Annotated in this window: 17 protein-coding genes; all 17 read left to right on the top strand. The window is 38.9% G+C overall.

Annotation, left to right across the window (positions count from 1 at the left end):
• Positions 1–107: 107 nt before the first annotated feature.
• The 17 genes from AOQ32_RS06840 to AOQ32_RS06760 all read left to right on the top strand — a co-directional run bounded on the left by AOQ32_RS06840 (position 108) and on the right by AOQ32_RS06760 (position 15665).
• A complete protein-coding gene (locus AOQ32_RS06840) occupies positions 108–1142 on the top strand; it encodes an ArdC-like ssDNA-binding domain-containing protein (RefSeq protein WP_059394162.1) in 1035 nt (344 codons plus the stop codon).
• Positions 1143–1271: 129 nt separating this feature from the next.
• Entirely contained in the window at positions 1272–1553 is a 282-nt protein-coding gene (locus AOQ32_RS06835) for a hypothetical protein (RefSeq protein WP_059394161.1), read from the top strand.
• Between the two features lie 219 nt (positions 1554–1772).
• Entirely contained in the window at positions 1773–2126 is a 354-nt protein-coding gene (locus AOQ32_RS06830; protein WP_059394160.1) for a MobC family plasmid mobilization relaxosome protein, read from the top strand.
• Between the two features lies 1 nt (position 2127).
• Positions 2128–3795, top strand: coding sequence for a relaxase/mobilization nuclease domain-containing protein (locus AOQ32_RS06825; protein WP_059394159.1), 1668 nt, complete (start codon positions 2128–2130; stop codon positions 3793–3795).
• Between the two features lie 10 nt (positions 3796–3805).
• Positions 3806–4078, top strand: a complete 273-nt coding sequence (locus AOQ32_RS06820) for a hypothetical protein (RefSeq protein WP_059394158.1) — start codon at positions 3806–3808, stop codon at positions 4076–4078.
• A gap of 144 nt (positions 4079–4222) precedes the next feature.
• On the top strand, positions 4223–4360 hold the full coding sequence (locus tag AOQ32_RS06815; RefSeq protein WP_083994454.1) for a putative holin-like toxin: 138 nt from the start codon (positions 4223–4225) through the stop codon (positions 4358–4360).
• Between the two features lie 229 nt (positions 4361–4589).
• The gene (locus AOQ32_RS06810) at positions 4590–4772 is read left to right on the top strand and encodes a hypothetical protein (RefSeq protein ID WP_148666528.1); all 183 of its coding nucleotides are present in this window, start codon (positions 4590–4592) and stop codon (positions 4770–4772) included.
• Entirely contained in the window at positions 4735–5022 is a 288-nt protein-coding gene (locus AOQ32_RS06805; protein ID WP_059394156.1) for a hypothetical protein, read from the top strand. The genes AOQ32_RS06810 and AOQ32_RS06805 overlap by 38 nt, the downstream gene beginning before the upstream one ends.
• 6 nt (positions 5023–5028) lie before the next feature.
• Complete coding sequence (locus AOQ32_RS06800) at positions 5029–7092, top strand: DNA topoisomerase (protein ID WP_059394155.1); 2064 nt, start codon at positions 5029–5031, stop codon at positions 7090–7092.
• A gap of 256 nt (positions 7093–7348) precedes the next feature.
• On the top strand, positions 7349–9394 hold the full coding sequence (locus AOQ32_RS06795) for a site-specific DNA-methyltransferase (RefSeq protein WP_242976724.1): 2046 nt from the start codon (positions 7349–7351) through the stop codon (positions 9392–9394).
• Positions 9394–12006, top strand: coding sequence for a DEAD/DEAH box helicase family protein (locus AOQ32_RS06790; protein WP_059394153.1), 2613 nt, complete (start codon positions 9394–9396; stop codon positions 12004–12006). The genes AOQ32_RS06795 and AOQ32_RS06790 overlap by 1 nt, the downstream gene beginning before the upstream one ends.
• A gap of 30 nt (positions 12007–12036) precedes the next feature.
• Positions 12037–12735: a hypothetical protein gene (locus tag AOQ32_RS06785; RefSeq protein ID WP_059394152.1), complete on the top strand. Its 699-nt coding sequence runs from the start codon at positions 12037–12039 to the stop codon at positions 12733–12735.
• Positions 12736–12895: 160 nt separating this feature from the next.
• A complete protein-coding gene (locus AOQ32_RS06780) occupies positions 12896–13243 on the top strand; it encodes a hypothetical protein (RefSeq protein ID WP_207657369.1) in 348 nt (115 codons plus the stop codon).
• Positions 13240–13596 carry a hypothetical protein gene (locus AOQ32_RS06775; RefSeq protein ID WP_059394150.1) on the top strand — a complete coding sequence of 119 codons (357 nt, stop codon included), beginning with the start codon at positions 13240–13242 and terminating at the stop codon, positions 13594–13596. The genes AOQ32_RS06780 and AOQ32_RS06775 overlap by 4 nt, the downstream gene beginning before the upstream one ends.
• A 134-nt stretch (positions 13597–13730) precedes the next feature.
• On the top strand, positions 13731–15047 hold the full coding sequence (locus AOQ32_RS06770; protein ID WP_059394149.1) for a Y-family DNA polymerase: 1317 nt from the start codon (positions 13731–13733) through the stop codon (positions 15045–15047).
• The gene (locus AOQ32_RS06765) at positions 15040–15405 is read left to right on the top strand and encodes a hypothetical protein (RefSeq protein WP_059394148.1); all 366 of its coding nucleotides are present in this window, start codon (positions 15040–15042) and stop codon (positions 15403–15405) included. The genes AOQ32_RS06770 and AOQ32_RS06765 overlap by 8 nt, the downstream gene beginning before the upstream one ends.
• The gene (locus AOQ32_RS06760) at positions 15402–15665 is read left to right on the top strand and encodes a hypothetical protein (protein ID WP_059394147.1); all 264 of its coding nucleotides are present in this window, start codon (positions 15402–15404) and stop codon (positions 15663–15665) included. Before AOQ32_RS06765 ends, AOQ32_RS06760 begins: the two co-directional genes overlap by 4 nt.
• Positions 15666–15807: the final 142 nt, after the last annotated feature.

Below are 15807 nucleotides of genomic sequence, written 5' to 3'. Positions count from 1 at the left end.
TTATAGGAGGAGCACTGATGAAAAGTCTAACGATTCAAAAAGGCCAACTAACAAGTTATCAAAGACCCTGAACCTTACGCAAAAATGCAATGTATGAAAGGACAATTATGCCGGAAGAAAAATCATTACAAACTTTGATCAAAGAGGAAGATACAAAAGGGGTTAGTGCCCACATAAAAGCAGGTATGGCCGACTACCTAAAGTCTGACCAGTTCGCTGCCTTTTTGCGATTCTCAAATCGTTTTCCAAACTACTCAAGTCGAAATCGTCTCTTGATTCATCGACAAAATCCAGACGCCACTCACGTTGCTTCTTTCAAAAGATGGAAAGAAATGGACAACCCCGTTAAGAAAGGAGCGAAGTCAATTCGAGTCTGGGCACCCGTTCAATATTGGGTTAAAGACAAGAATGGAAAAGTAAAACTCGACGAAAATGGTGAAAAAATTGTTCGTAAGGCCTTTCGTTTAGTGCCGGTCTTTGACCAGACCCAAGTCCAATATCCTGAAAAAATCATCAGTCCAGTTAAGGACTTAGAGGGTGATTTAGATAAAGGCAAGTCTTCTTTTGAGTCGATTATGAAAGCACTCGATGAAGAAACCGACGCTAAGATTACCATCGGACAAACGGAGCGTCCGGAGGTAAAAGGCTTTTACCAGCCAGCCAATAACTTGATTGTTTTGCGGGCTGGTATGGGCGAAAAGCAAACGATCAAGACGGCCATTCATGAGATTGCCCACAGTAAGTTACACAAGAATGATCAGAACCGTTACGGTTCACAAGACTATGCCAAAAATGAGTTTGAAGCAGAAAGTATTGCCTATATGGTGTCGGACAAACTAGGTATTGATTCGTCCGATTATTCCTTTGGCTACCTAAAAAACTGGCAACCGAATGAAGAAAACTTACAGGCTTTATCAGATAGTTTTGAAACAATTACGGCGGTTGCCAGCGAAATGATTGACGATATTGACAACCGAATTGAAAAGTTTCAAGTCGAATCTGTGCAACATTTTTCACCACTAAACCGTGTCCGAAATCGTGGAAAGCAGACAAATTCCAATACAAAAAATCAAGAAAAGTCGTCCCAATCGAAGCGAGAAAACGACCCAACTCGCTCAAAAAGGAAGGGGCCTCAGCGATAAAAAATAAACACTTTGGTGCTGGGGCCCACCTAAATCGAGCCGAAGAAGAACGTAAAAGGCAAGTAGCGCAAGCAAATAAGAATAGCCAATCTTATACACGAAAACTAACCTTAGAAGGACGTGATTTAAATGAATAATGAAGAAAAAGAACTCATCATTGGGGTAATTGTTGAAGAGACAACGGTTGATTTTAGCCGAATTATTTTAGACAAAAACGATGTCAAAATAGATCGAGTCGGCATGTTACATTACCTCGAAAATGCTCTCGAAGGTTACGAAAAGAGTGCCATTGATTTTGAAAAAGAGGATCTAAAAAAAGCGATTCTTTGGTTGGAAAACGAAGAAAATGAGGCAAACTATGAAGAAATCGTGACCGACATTTTTGAGAATTATGAACTAAAAACGTTTTAAAAAATGACGCAGACATTACCGGGGATTGGGGTGAAACCCCAAAATTTAGCAAGCAAAAAGAGGCCGAAGGAGGGCCTTTTTTTGAGCGGTAATGTCGCAAGTGGCTATCCACTTGCTCTGCTTGCAAAGATAATTTTCCTATTTTTGTTAACTTTTTGGATACCCTCTTTCTTAGGCAGATAATGACAATTTTTTATTAACAGAAAAGGAGATAAATATTTGGAAGACTCGAAGAATAGATATAGAAAAGTTCAAAAAATACTACGGTTAACCGATCGGGAAAATGACATTTTAAGTAAACGAATTAAGAAAAGTGGGTACGAAACTTTTCAAGCTTTTGCTTATCAAATGTTGTTCGATGGTGAGATTTATTTTCAAGACTTTTCGGAACTAAACGACTTACATTATGAGATCAGTAAGCTAGGAAATAATGTCAATCAATTAGCAAAAGCCGCTAACATTTATAAACAAGTTAGCCCGGATGACGTTCAAGAATTGACCGACGAAATTGAACGACTAAGCAATTTACTTGAAGAAAAATTGAACCATCTCACAAAAAAGAGGAGGGAATAATTTGGTTTATACAAAGCACAAGGTTGTTCACTCTTTTACCCAATTACGAAACACGGCCGCTTACGTTAAGGACGAGGCAAAAGTAATTGATCCATCGAATTCTTATTTAGAAAACGCTTTTGCTTATATTGCGGACGCAAATAAAACTGAACAAAAGAAAATGGTTAGCGGACATTTATTGAACAACCTAAATGAAGCGACGGCAGCCTTCACACGAACCAAATATATCGCTGGATTATCCAAAGGAAAACATTTAGCCCTTGACGAGTTTGGAAAAGTTGCCTCCTTTCATTCTGATCAATTTGAAAAAGAATTGGCTCGTGGTAAATCAACCTTAGCCCATCATCTGATTCAATCTTTTAGTCCTGATGACGATCTAACACCAGACGAAGTTCATGAAATTGGTCGGCAAACTGTCATGGAATTAACTGGTGGGAATCATCAATTTGTGATCGCCACTCACTTAGATAAGGGACATTTACACAATCATATTATCTTTAATTCAACTAATTCCTTAACGGGTAATGCCTTTCGCTGGCAAAAACAAACGAAACAAACCTTTGAGAGAATTAGTGATAAAATTGCCAGTCGTTATGGTGCCAAAATTATTGAAAAGCGTCCTGGCAATAATCACGCCCAATACACCAAGTGGCAGGCGCAAAATATTTTCAAGAAGAAAATTAAGCGCCGACTGGACTTTTTAATTGCACGGTCAAACTCGAAGGAAGACTTTTTTGAAAAGGCCACAGCTTTGTCCTTAGAGATTAACGACAAGGGAAAGCACACGAAGTTTCGTTTGAAAGATCGTGACCAGCAACAATGGACCCGCGCGCGAACCTTAAATAAAAAGGACACAGATTATTATCAGTTAGATCACATTGCTAAGCTGGTTGAACAAAATAATCTCGATGTCTCAGTGGAAGATGTTTTCAACGAATACATTGATACGGTCCAAGAAACCAGCCAGGACTATACCTGGAAACTGGAAATTGAACCCTTTCAAATTGATTCATCGAATGAGCATGGTCTTTATTTAAACGTTGACTTTGGCGTTGATCGACGCGGCCAAGTGTTTGTGCCTGGACGATATTTAGATCCACTGGAAAACGGTAACTATCTCTTTTTCTTAAAGGACGATGACTTCTTTGAGCTAACGGAAAACCGTACTGAAAGACCAGAAGCTAGTTTCAATAGTCAGAGTAAAACACCACGGTACATGAAAGGAAAGACACTGGTTCGACAACTTTCTAGTCAAAATGGCAAGCAACCGGTTCGAAAAGAGCCCGTTTTAAATACAATTAACGACTACCTAAGAGCGCTCGACTTCTATGCCAGCCATGGTGATGGAACTTTGCAAAGTGGCCAGGCTAAACAGATTGACCAGAAACTAACGGAATCTCTTGAAGAGGCCAAGTCAAAACTTTTTGAACTTGATCAAAAGATTGTGGACTTGAAACAAGAAATGGCCAAAGACCTGACCAATCCTCGTATCGTTGAGGGTTATAAAAGAGAACTGGACGCCATCATGGAAAGTCGTGACCTACTCAATACGCAATACGAACAAGCCGTTCAAAACCTCGATTACTACAGAGGAATCGAATCGAAGTTTCACAATGATAATCAAGAACAAAACAAAAAGGCCGCTCAACAGCGTGGCCCATCTTTATAGGAGAACTAACATGAAACAATCAGGATTAACGACAGTATGGAGTGTTTGTAAACAGTTAGATTTATATTGGTGGCGCTGGGCACAACGTTGTTCCTTTGGAATGATGATTCTTGTATTTGGGGGAAGTTTGCAAACGGCTCTACCAGCCGAACAGTCAGGTGACTTTTACTCACTATTGAGCTGGCTGTTATTAACAGTCCTACTTTGGCTACCGCTTTTAATCGCGATAGTTGAAGTAATGTTCGAGTTGTTGACTAAAAGCAAGTCAAAAGTCAACAAATAAAAAGCGCTAAAACCCGCATGGTTAAGGCGTTTATGGTATAATATTGGTATGCAAACAAGTGAAGATGGTGGCTATCCTGGAAAGGTGGTGGTGCCTATGGTTTTACAATCATAACCCACATTATCCTAGGAAAGGAGAAGCCTGATGTCCGCAAAGGATGTCTGCACATTGTTGTTAGCGTTTGGAATGTTTATTCTAACGTTTATCGGCATTGTGATTGAACTAATCAAATTAGCTCAAAAAAATAACCATCCATGCTTTGACCGGCTGATGGTTATTTAATAATCTGAAGGCTAGCCACCGTTTAACGGGTTTGCTAGGGAAGCGGTGTTGTTCCAGCAACATCGCTTTTCTTATGTCTTCATTATATCACGTCCAGTAAAAAGAACAATGATAAGAAACGGAGTATTGTAGGTTTATTAAACCAGCTTGGTTGTTTTTGCAATTCAAGCTTTTGAAGGTAGAAGAATTTCTTTCACAAATGTGGAAGATCGTTTTAGGAGGATATAAAATGACTGATAAAAAATACCATTTAGAGTATGACAAAATTCTTATTGTTAACCCAGCAATCAAGCTGGACAACGGAGAATGGCTGTCGGATTTAAGCCTTAATATTCGACTTTCACCCATTTTTGATATGAAGGAAATTGATGAACATGAAGCACAGTTTAAGCTGCCCCCCTTCCGTTGTTAAAGTAGGGTATGACCAAAAAGCCAAAAGTTTCACTTTTAATAAGCAACCTGACTTTGATGGCGATTTTGAAATATCTGGCTATATAAAAGGAATTGTTTCTAGTAAAGAAAGTAGGTGGGTCGAACAAAAAATGACGAGTAAAAAAGAATTTGATGATCTCATTACTAAGTATGGATCAAGCATCGACTCAGATTGTTCTTTGCAATATTGTGCTTACAGCATTCATTATTTGGATTCTGAAAGGAAGTGACTGAACATGACAAAATATCTGATTTTGACCGAAAAACCTTCCGCACGGAAGAACTTTGAAAAAGCACTCGGTGGCCTGACAGGTCACTTTGCGAATTACGACTATGAACTAACAAACCTACGGGGTCATGTGATGACCCTTAAAGAGCCACAAGACCAGGTGCCTGGCAATCTCAAAGAAAAGTACAAATCCTGGCAGTTAAAAGATCTACCTTGGGATTTAAAAGACCTTTCTTGGAAGCGAACTTACTTGAAGTCTTGGAACCTCCGTTCTAAAAAGATGGAGAGCACCAAGAAGCTTGTCGATGACTTGAAGAAGAAGTCGGCGACAGCCGACGCTTTGGTGATTGCCACCGATACGGACCCATCTGGTGAAGGTGACCTACTGGCCTGGGAAGCCATTGACGCCATTAAATGGACAGGACCAGTCTATCGCGCTAGTTTCGCTGATGAAAGCCCTAAGAGCTTACGAAAGGCCTTAAATAATTTAACGGCCATCGAGGGCAAGGAACAACATGGCGCTTATCAGAAGGGGCTGGCCCGTAATAAATGGGACTTTGCTTCTATGCAGTTGACCCGTGCTGCCACTACCCTAACTCGTGGGGAAGGGTACTCAATTGTGTCAAGACAAGGCCGCTTAAAGTCCGCCATGTTGCTCAAGATTTACCAGCAACTGCAAGCAATTAAGAACTATGTTAAGGTGCCATATTTTGAGTATCGTTTTAAAGACGAGAATGGCAATGTTTTCGCACGAAAAGCACCCGAGAAGGGAGAAGAAGTTCCTTTCCGTTATGCAACGAAAGAAGCCTTAATGGCAGCCGAGAGCTACCAGGAAAGCAGTGCTGTCCAACAGTTATCCGTAACTGATAAGAAAACCGTGCCACCTAAGCTCTTAGACCTGGCCTCATTGTCGGCTATCCTATCCAAAGAAGGCTTTAAAGCCAAGGCGGTCTTGGCGACCTATCAGAAGTTGTATGAAGCTCAGATTGTTTCTTATCCCAGAACCGAAGATAAAACGATCACACCAGAGCAGTTTCAAGACATGCTGCCTTTAGTCAATCAAATTGCAAGCCTCGTTGGAATTGATCAGGCACTGCTTACTCATCGTCAACCACGTCCTAGCCATGTGAAAGAAGAAGGCGCTCACGGTGCTAACCGTCCCGGAACTAAAGTGCCAAAGGATTTAGATAGCCTTAGTTCCTTTGGGGATTCTGCTAAGCGAATTTATGAGGTCTTGGCTAAGAACTTCTTGGCGATGTTCGCAGAAGATTATCATTACCAGCAGATTAAGGGTGCTCTACAAGATTATCCTGACTTCATCACGACGCTTAACCTACCTACCAAACTAGGCTGGAAGGCCGTCTATCAAGACCAGGATAACGATGAGGAGGACAAATCCAGCCATGGGCTTGGTACCATGGCAAACCTATTTATTCATGAAGGACAAAATAGTAAGCCAACTGCACCCACCTGGAAATGGCTGAAAACCTTCTTAGAAAAGAACAATATTGGCACCGGTGCCACCAGAACCAGTACCTATGGGGAGCTTTCAAGCGGTAAAAACGCCTATATCATTGATAAAAAGGGGAAGATTGATCTAACCAAAGATGGACAAGCAGTTGCCATCATGGCACAAAACACTTGGTTAGCGGATCCTCGAACCACCAAACGGGTTTTTGAGATTTTTGACCAAGTTGGCCGTTTTGAAGTAAGCGCTGATCAAGCAATGAACTCGATTGTTTTGACGGTCAACCATGACATTCCTGTTATGGCTGAGAATGCCAAACAGCTAAAGGACAATCTTGGGGCCCAAAAAGAAACTAAAAAACAATCAAAAGGCCCGGTTAAGGAAAAGGTAACTGGACTTTGGCGGGGCAAAGAAGTGTCCTTCTCAGGCGTATTTTCTGGCCACAAATTTACTGAACAAGAGATTGAAGACTTGCTTGATGATCAACGAATTGCTTTCAAGGCGAGAAGTAAAAAGGGGAAGTCCTTTGAAGTAGCCGGAAAGCTTGAGGTACAAACTTACAAGGCCAGTCAGTTTGTTGGTTTCAAACCAGAATTTAAATAAAAGAAGAGGGCTCCAGTAAGTCTTCTTTTTTGTACATATTGTGTTGAATATCATTAATATGCTCAATTATTAATTGATAACGAACGCGGTCGAATGACACTAAAAAACGTACCATTGGATCAATTAAGTACTGAAATCCAAAAAGGTGGTAAAAATCCACAGATAATGAACATGCTATACTATTTTAGTAAGCAAACAACAATAAATAACGCACCTTAAAAATGGAGTAATTAGGTCAATGATAGATTCCAAAATTATGGCAACAACCAAATCAATTTTAAAAGATTTCGGTTCAACATATTTTACTAGTAATGGTAATTTAAAGCGAAACAAAGTCATTGAAGATTTGGACGCATATACCCCAATGCTGATGAAAGCATTGCTGTCTAATCAACTGATTCACGATACCTATACAGAGAACGTTTTAGTTGATGAAAAAAATATTGAAGTGTTTAAGCTTAATCAGTTTATTGAAATGTTCACCTATAAGGAATACTGGCAAGACAGCTACACTAGGTTCGAAAATAAAATTGGACTAAACGCCGGAAATAAATTTATTGATGAAACCGCTGACGTAGTCTTAGATTTTCCTTTTAAAGATACTGTGTTAAAGGCAGGTATGACCAAAGAAGATCAAAAAGATACAGACGAAGTGTTTCTAAATGAAACCATAGCTAAGTCTGAGATTGATGAATTATTAGAACCTAAAATCTTTAAAAATGCTACTAAATATGACAAAGAGCATTTAGATGGCGAATCTGTTGATACTTTTGATGGCGATAATTTAATTATCAAAGGAAATAATTTAGTAGCGTTGTATAGTTTGAAAAAACGCTATGCTGGTAAAGTAAAACTGATTTATCTAGATCCTCCCTACAATACTAATTCCGACTCTTTTGCTTATAATGATAAATTCAATCATGCTTCATGGTTAGTCTTTATAATTAATCGATTGGAAATTGCCAAACAACTATTATCAGATGATGGTATGATTTTTATTCATACAGATGATGGTGAACAAGCATATCTTAAGGTAGTAATGGATATGGTTTTTGGAAGAAATCATTATTTAAACACTGTTACGGTTAAAACGAAGTCTTCAAGTGGAGCATCAGGAGGGGGAGAAGATAAAAAATTAAAGAAAAATACAGAGTTTATTACTATTTATCAAAATGACTTCGCACAAATCAACATTCAAAATAAAACGGTTCCGTTAGATTTGTATATTCAAGAACGTAAATCTTCAGGAAAGTCATTCGCGTATAAATCTGTCTTAGTTGATTCTGGAGAATTAGTTAAAATTGGCGAGACCCTTGATGGTTCAGGTAAGCCCATTGAGTTATTTGAAGTAAAAAACTTCAAGATAAAAAGCATTTCTGAAATTTCTAAGGAAGAAGGTATACCTGAAACAGATGTGTATGTAAAATATTTAAATAAAATATTTACTACTGAGAATGCACAAACTAGTATTAGAAAGAGGGTTAAAAACGCTGTTTCTGATAAAAATGAATTTGTTATAGCTAGATATGCACCTATCTCTGGACGAAATAAAGGAAAAAAAATTGATGTAGGATTTATTGGAAAAACAAAAAGACTTGTTAGCTTTCTTTCGGCAACAGCTTTTGAAGAAGAAGGAGTTGTATATAAAACAGAAAAAGCTGGTACTTTGTGGGACGATATATCGTGGGCATCCATCAGTAAAGAGGGTGGCGAAGTAACGTTTGAAAATGGAGAAAAGCCAGAAAAACTACTTCAGCGAGTTATTCAATCTAATAGTCTTTCTGGAGATATTGTGTTGGATTTCTTCATGGGATCCGCAACCACTCAGGCAGTCGCCATGAAAATGAACCGTCGCTTTATTGGAATTGAACAGATGGACTACATTAAAACGGTCTCTGTTGAACGCCTTAAAAAAGTGATTGCTGGTGAGCAAGGCGGAATCTCCAAAGATGTTAATTGGCAGGGAGGTGGTTCCTTTGTCTATGCGGAATTGATGGAAAAAAATCAAGGCTACCTGCGCGATATTCAAAATGCCCAAAACGCTTCCGCACTTAATGACGTCGTCACTCCTATGCTGGAAGGTGCGGCAGACCTTGATTTTCGGGTCGATCTGGACAAAGTTCTACAAGATGCTGAATATCAGGAAATGCCACTCGATAACAAGAAAAAACTCCTCATCAAGGTATTAGACAAGAATCAACTCTATTACTCTTACAGCAATATTGATGACGCTAATGTCCAAGAATTAATGTCCTCTAATGATATTGCCTTTAACAAAAGTTTTTATGCGGAGGACGACTAATGGCCAAGAAAATTACTCGTCAATTAGTTCTACCCATTATTCAAGAAATTCAAAACTATAGCCATAATTTTTTGAAAAATGATGAGCCTCGCCATAATTTTACCTACCCCGACTACATCAAAAACAACCTCAAGCATCAGTTACGTGACTATCAAAAAGAGTCGCTTTATCATCTCAACTACACACAAAAAGATGATAACGTCACTAGTCGTTTTAATCAGCTCCTTTTTCATATGGCGACAGGGTCCGGTAAAACCGACGTTATGGCCGCTGATATCCTTTATTTCTACCAAGAATTTGGCTACCAAAATTTTCTCTTTGTGGTCAACACAAATGCCGTGATTACCAAGACTCGCGAAAACATGGTGAATACGCAGTCGCCCAAATATCTGTTTTCGCAACCTCTAAGTATTGATGGACTTAACTTGCAAGTAAAAGAAGTCCAGCAGTTCCCCAAGAATCCAGAACCCGGTGTCATTTATCTACGAATGACAACCATTCAAACACTAGCAAATGAACTCAACACCCCGCGTGAAAATGGATTAACTTATGAGGACTTAGCCAAACAAAAACTCATTATTTTAGCTGATGAAGCCCACCATTTTTCTGCCGGTACAAAGAGTAAAAAGGATCAGGAAAATAGGGCCTGGGAATATACACTAGATCGCGTACGTCAATCGAACCCAGCAAATCGGCAACTAGAGTTTACGGCCACTATTGATTTAAATAATGAAACCATCTATGAGAAATACCGGGATAAGGTCATTTTTCAGTATGATTTAAAACAGTTTCAGGAAGCTGGTTATTCGAAAAAAATTGCTCGTCTACAAGCCAATGATGATGACCAAGCTAAGATGCTAAATGCGATTTTACTCTCGCAGTATCGGAAAAGAATGGCTCATCAAGCTGGCATTCCAGACTTCAAACCGGTTATTTTGTTTAAATCCAATAAAATTGACGTCTCCAAAGAAGCACGCAATCAATTTCTAACGATTATTGAGCAACTAACAGTCGACTCCCTTTCTAATTTCATCAACGATCAGAGTCAGACTACTCAGTCCTCTACTTTAAGACAAGCTTATCGCTATTATCAGACGGTTGACTTAGGCGTGCTCGTACGCGAATTACAACGTGATTTTCAGGCTTTAAATACGATTAACGTCAACGATACCAGCCAAAAAAGCCTCTTAGAAGACACTAATAACTTTCATAATCTAAACACTCTAGAAGAGCCGAACAACCCGTTTCGTGCTATCTTCGCGGTTGCTAAGCTATCGGAAGGTTGGGATGTTTTAAACCTCTATGATATTGTTCGCATTGGGGAGCAAACAATTACCCAGAATCAAACGAACAGTGAGGCACAATTAATTGGACGTGGGGCGCGATATAATCCTTTTGTCTTTGAAGGGGCGACATCATTTACCAGAAGGTTTGACCACGCGACACCTGAACGACAGATTTTGGAGTCACTGCATTATCACACCATCAACGATAAAAAGTATATTGAGAATCTAACCAAATCATTTGAGGCCATGCAATTACAGGTAGAAGATGACCAAGATTTTGAACTATTAACAACGCGCGTCAAAGATTCTTTTAAACGTTCCCATGTCTATCAACAAGGAAAGCTCTACTATAACGAAGTCGAGGATATCCCTGAAAATGACTATAATGGTCTCGAAAAATATGGTGTTTCAATAGCCGAATTACCAACTGTCAATATTGAAACGGCCACCCTAGAAGAGAGCGCCTTTCGTCCAGAAAATTCTTCTCAACAGACGGAGACACGTCTCGTTAAAATGGATGATCAACTCGTTAAAAAGGCGATGGCTCGAAATCCATTTTTCCGTTTTCAAAATATGAAAAAGTACATGCCTACCCTTAGTTCTTTGGAGGAGTTTCGAAAGGCGCCAGAATGGTTAGGTAACATTCTAGAAATTCAAGCAATTGTTTCAGCTGGCGCTGTAAAAGAGCTGCCCCGAGCTACGCAGTTACTGGTCGTGGAAAAATATCTCGCTTATATTCAACGCATGTTGGTGATGAATTATAAGCGTCAAAGGGGAACGAATCGGTTCTTGGGTATTCCCATTAAAGAAGTCATACAGGATTATCAGAAACGTGTTCCTATCAACCATAAAGGCGCTGGAATAAGTGAACTTATATCCGCTTATGATTTGAAAAAAGAATCCTGGTTTGTCTATGATGAAGCAATTGTCGATGGCTTAGAAAAAAGCCTAATCGAATTGGTTCGTGGCTACATTGCAAAGTTGCAAGAACGTTACCAAGATGTCTACCTGATTCGTAGTGATGAACGAAATTCCAATCTGAAACTGCATGCCTTTTCCGGTACAGTTTCGCACTATGCTGGATTTTTGCCGGACTTTGTTTTGTATCTTGCCAATGAATCCTATATCTATCAGCTTTATCTTGAACCTAAGGGTAATCAATTATTAGCTCAAGATCAGTGGAAAGAAGATTTGTTAACAAGTATCTCCCCAGAAAATATTGAGATTATTGGCGAAAATAGCAACACCAAATTGTATGGTGTCCGTTTTTATGTGGCCGGTGATGAACGGGAAGTAAGAAAAAGTATTTCAAAGTTTATTGACTGATAAAACTTATTAGAAAAAGGAGCAGTTAAAATGGTAATTTCAGATTGGATAACTCTACTAGGTATTATTCTATCTTTAGGTACCAGTGCTTGGTCTTTATGGCAAACAAACAGAACACTAAAACAATCGAATAAGCTTGAGCTTTTAGAAAAACGTTTCAATACTTTCCAACTCTCCGAACAGTTATACGAAGTCATAGTTGCTGAAAAAAGCATTTTGAAATTGAACGAAAATTATCAAGAAGTGAATCCCATTAACTTTAGAGCTATGATTAATTGCACTGAATTAGAAAGCTTAAGGGCAGTTATTCCTAATCCCTTTGACGTTTACGAGAACCCATTAAATTATCCTGAAGCTCAAAATGTATTTTTGAAAAAAATCAGCGATCTTAATAGTCGAGCAAATCTTTCTAATTTTTTGTTTGATGAACCAGCAAGTAAGGCCCTATCAACTTTTATCAAAAACTATGCTGATTTACTAGATGGCCGGAGACATTATGCTATTTTATTAGCACAATATCGAAAAGAAGAAGATCGATATAATAGAGGTCACCAACTTAATTTCGGAAATAAAATAGACCACTATGAATTTCTAGAAAAACATACAGAGGAACCAAAAATTCGAAAACTTTATCTTGAAGAACCTATAAGAAACTTGCAAAGATCCTTCGATCAATACGAAAAAGCAAGAGAGTCAATCAAAGATCAAATTAAGTTACCTAATAAGTAGCAATGACTCATGATCAAATCGAAACTGCATAAAAGTTTAATAATTTTCTTGCTACAATTTAGCATAGGAGCACAGTCTATAATGAAAAAATTTAACATAAAAATAATATTGCCCATTTTAATAATTTATTGTTCTCGCATGTTTTTCTCTTCCAACAGCATTGGGGGATCTTAGAGAAGTATTCCTTCAAGCATGGGCATCAATTTTGGCCGTTTTTATTGTTTTTTGTATATCACAGCTTGTCTATCAAAATATAAAAACACCACTTTCCTCTTTCTTCACATTTAAAATTGAAGAACATCCAAAAATTTCAAATGAAAAAACAAATTATTATAAAGTAGGCTCAGTTATTGATGGTAAGCAATTAATTGAGACGTTTAGAGAGAAGAAGATTATTGGTATTAGTTGGAATGATTTAGGTGATATTAATGAGTTACTAAAAAAAATAATTATGATAAATCAGATGATAATATTCGTAAGGTTGTTAAACAAGAAATTAATAAATTGAAGAAGAAAGAAAATAATCAGTATTATCGTGAGATGTCAGACACATATATTGGTCAAATTGCTGGTTACTTCGTTAAATTGCTAAATATGAAGGAAGGGGATATCGTCTCTATACCCGTTAACGGCAAGATTCATCTATTTACCGTTAGCGGGAAATACAAATATAGGAAAGACCTTAAAGTAGAAAAAATAGCGCATGCAGTTCCCATTGACACATCTTCAGAAGTAATTGTCAATTTAGAAGAGCTTGATTTTTTGAACTCTACACCAACCTTTAAAAGGGCTGTTCAAAATAGGTCAACTATTATTTCACTGGATCCGTATGCTGAGCAAATCAACAGTTTAATTGAATGATTTCTATCAATAAATCAGAAGTCCTTTACTTGCAAACAGTAGGGGGCTTTTTCTTTTGCTATTATCAACCTTTTCTCTTGATAATACGAACAGATGTTCGTATACTATTCTTATGTTTTAAAGAGGTGAACAAGATGAGCGTTGAACAACTACAATCAGTCTATGAAAAAGAAGCGCGTCGCGTTTTCTTTCTCATTGACTCAAAGAGTTTTTATGCCAGCGTTGAATGTGTCCAACGTGGGTTGAACCCCCTAAAGGCTGAACTCGTCGTTTTGTCTGAACAACGTAATACCAATGGCGGGCTTGTTTTAGCGGCCTCACCAATGGCCAAAAAGCACTTGGGTATTAGTAATGTTACTCGTAAACGAGAGCTACCTAACACTTCATCATTGATGATGGTCAACCCGAGAATGAACCTCTATATCGAAAAGAACCTGGCCTTAAACGAAATCTTTTTGGAGTTCGTCGATCAAGAGCACGTTTTACCTTATTCGATTGATGAATCCATTTTAGACATGACCAGTTTCTGGCACTTATTCGGTCGTAGTCCAGAAGAAGTGGCATTGAAAATCCAAAAAGAAGCACGTGACCGCATGGGTCTTTACTTAACTGTTGGGATTGGTGACAGTCCTGTTTTAGCTAAATTAGCCCTAGACATTGAAGCCAAACACGCCAAAGATTTAAAGGGGACTTGGCATTATGAAGATGTGGCGGAAAAACTGTGGCCGATTACCAGTTTGACTGATGTATGGAGTATTGGAAAACGAACGGCTAAAAAGCTAAATAACTGGGGGATTAACTCGATGGGTGATTTAGCTAACTATGATCCCTATGCCTTGCGTGAAAAAATGGGTTTGATAGGTGAACAGCTATATGCCTTAGCCTGGGGGATTGACCGTTCTGAATTAACTGAAAAGCTAACAGTCAAGAATAAGTCTTACAGTAATTCGCAAGTTTTACCCCGTGACTATCGTAGACAAGAAGAGATTGAGGTAGTGCTTAGCGAGTTAGCTGATCAAGTTGCTGCTCGGATTCGGCACCACAAGAAACAGGCTCGCCTCGTCACTCTGAGTATCGGCTATCCTTATTCAGCTATTGAAGAGGAGGGGACACATGGCTTTCATCAAACAGTGCGCATAGAACCCAGTAACCACAGCAATGTTTTGATAAAAACTGTCTTGAGTATTTTCCGCAAGAATTGGCCTGGGGCGTCAATTCGGAACATTTATGTAGCTTATGGTGATCTGATCGATGATAACCAAGAACAGATTGATTTATTTAATGCCACCACCGAAGAAGCGCCCAATCATGTCGAGCAACTACTGGATCAGTTACGTGATCGTTTTGGTAGTACGGCAGTAATGCGAGCGATTTCTTATGAAAAAGGAGGGACTGCTTTGGAACGTGGCAACCTTGTTGGTGGTCATAATGGAGGGAATAGTTATGAATGAAGAAGCGATTCGTCGTGCTAAAGTTTTCTTTGAACAAGATTACCGGGAGCGCGGCAAAATCAAGTGGAACGGCTTCTTTCTTTCTGATCATACCCAGAAAATTAATCGTACTAAGCAGGCTAGTCAAGAACAGCTCACTTGGTTAGAAGAAACCCCAATTTATGATATGCAGTTCCTATGTCAGGAGGCTTTCGCCAATCATCGAAAGGTGCTTGTACAGGTCAACAAGACCTCAACGGACCAGCAACCGACAAAGCCTGTTATCGAAGAAGTGACTGCCTTTGATGAGTGTGGTTTTTGGTCTGGAAGTAAACATTATCAATACGAATTAGTTCGCCACCTGGAGGTTATCAAATGAAAACGGAATCAATCAAAGCGGAAATTTTAAAAAACGTTACACCACTGTGGCTGAAAGCACCCAATACCCTTTATTCCTTACGGGTCGTTTTACCACAATTTGACAACCCAGTTGGGCTTTTCTTTGAGTGGAATAAAATTGGACGGGCAACACACTCTCAAGCTATCGCCTCTTATCCAGCCCAACAATCAGAACAGGTACTGCTAGCAGTTGAAGAGATTAAGACAGAACACGGTTTAACAGTCGTGATCTCCAAGTAGCACCAATCATTATGGGTGTGGGCAAAGCCCACATAGCTGCGAAGCAGCAGCCAAACGGTTTTATTTATAAGACCGTTTGGAAATGTAGCGAAAGTTCCACAAAGCGCGACAAATGTAGCGAAAGTTCCACAAAGCGCGACAA

Source organism: Fructobacillus tropaeoli (assembly GCF_001047135.2).
GTDB lineage: Bacteria > Bacillota > Bacilli > Lactobacillales > Lactobacillaceae > Fructobacillus > Fructobacillus tropaeoli.
This window is presented reverse-complemented; position numbering and strand designations above follow the sequence as displayed.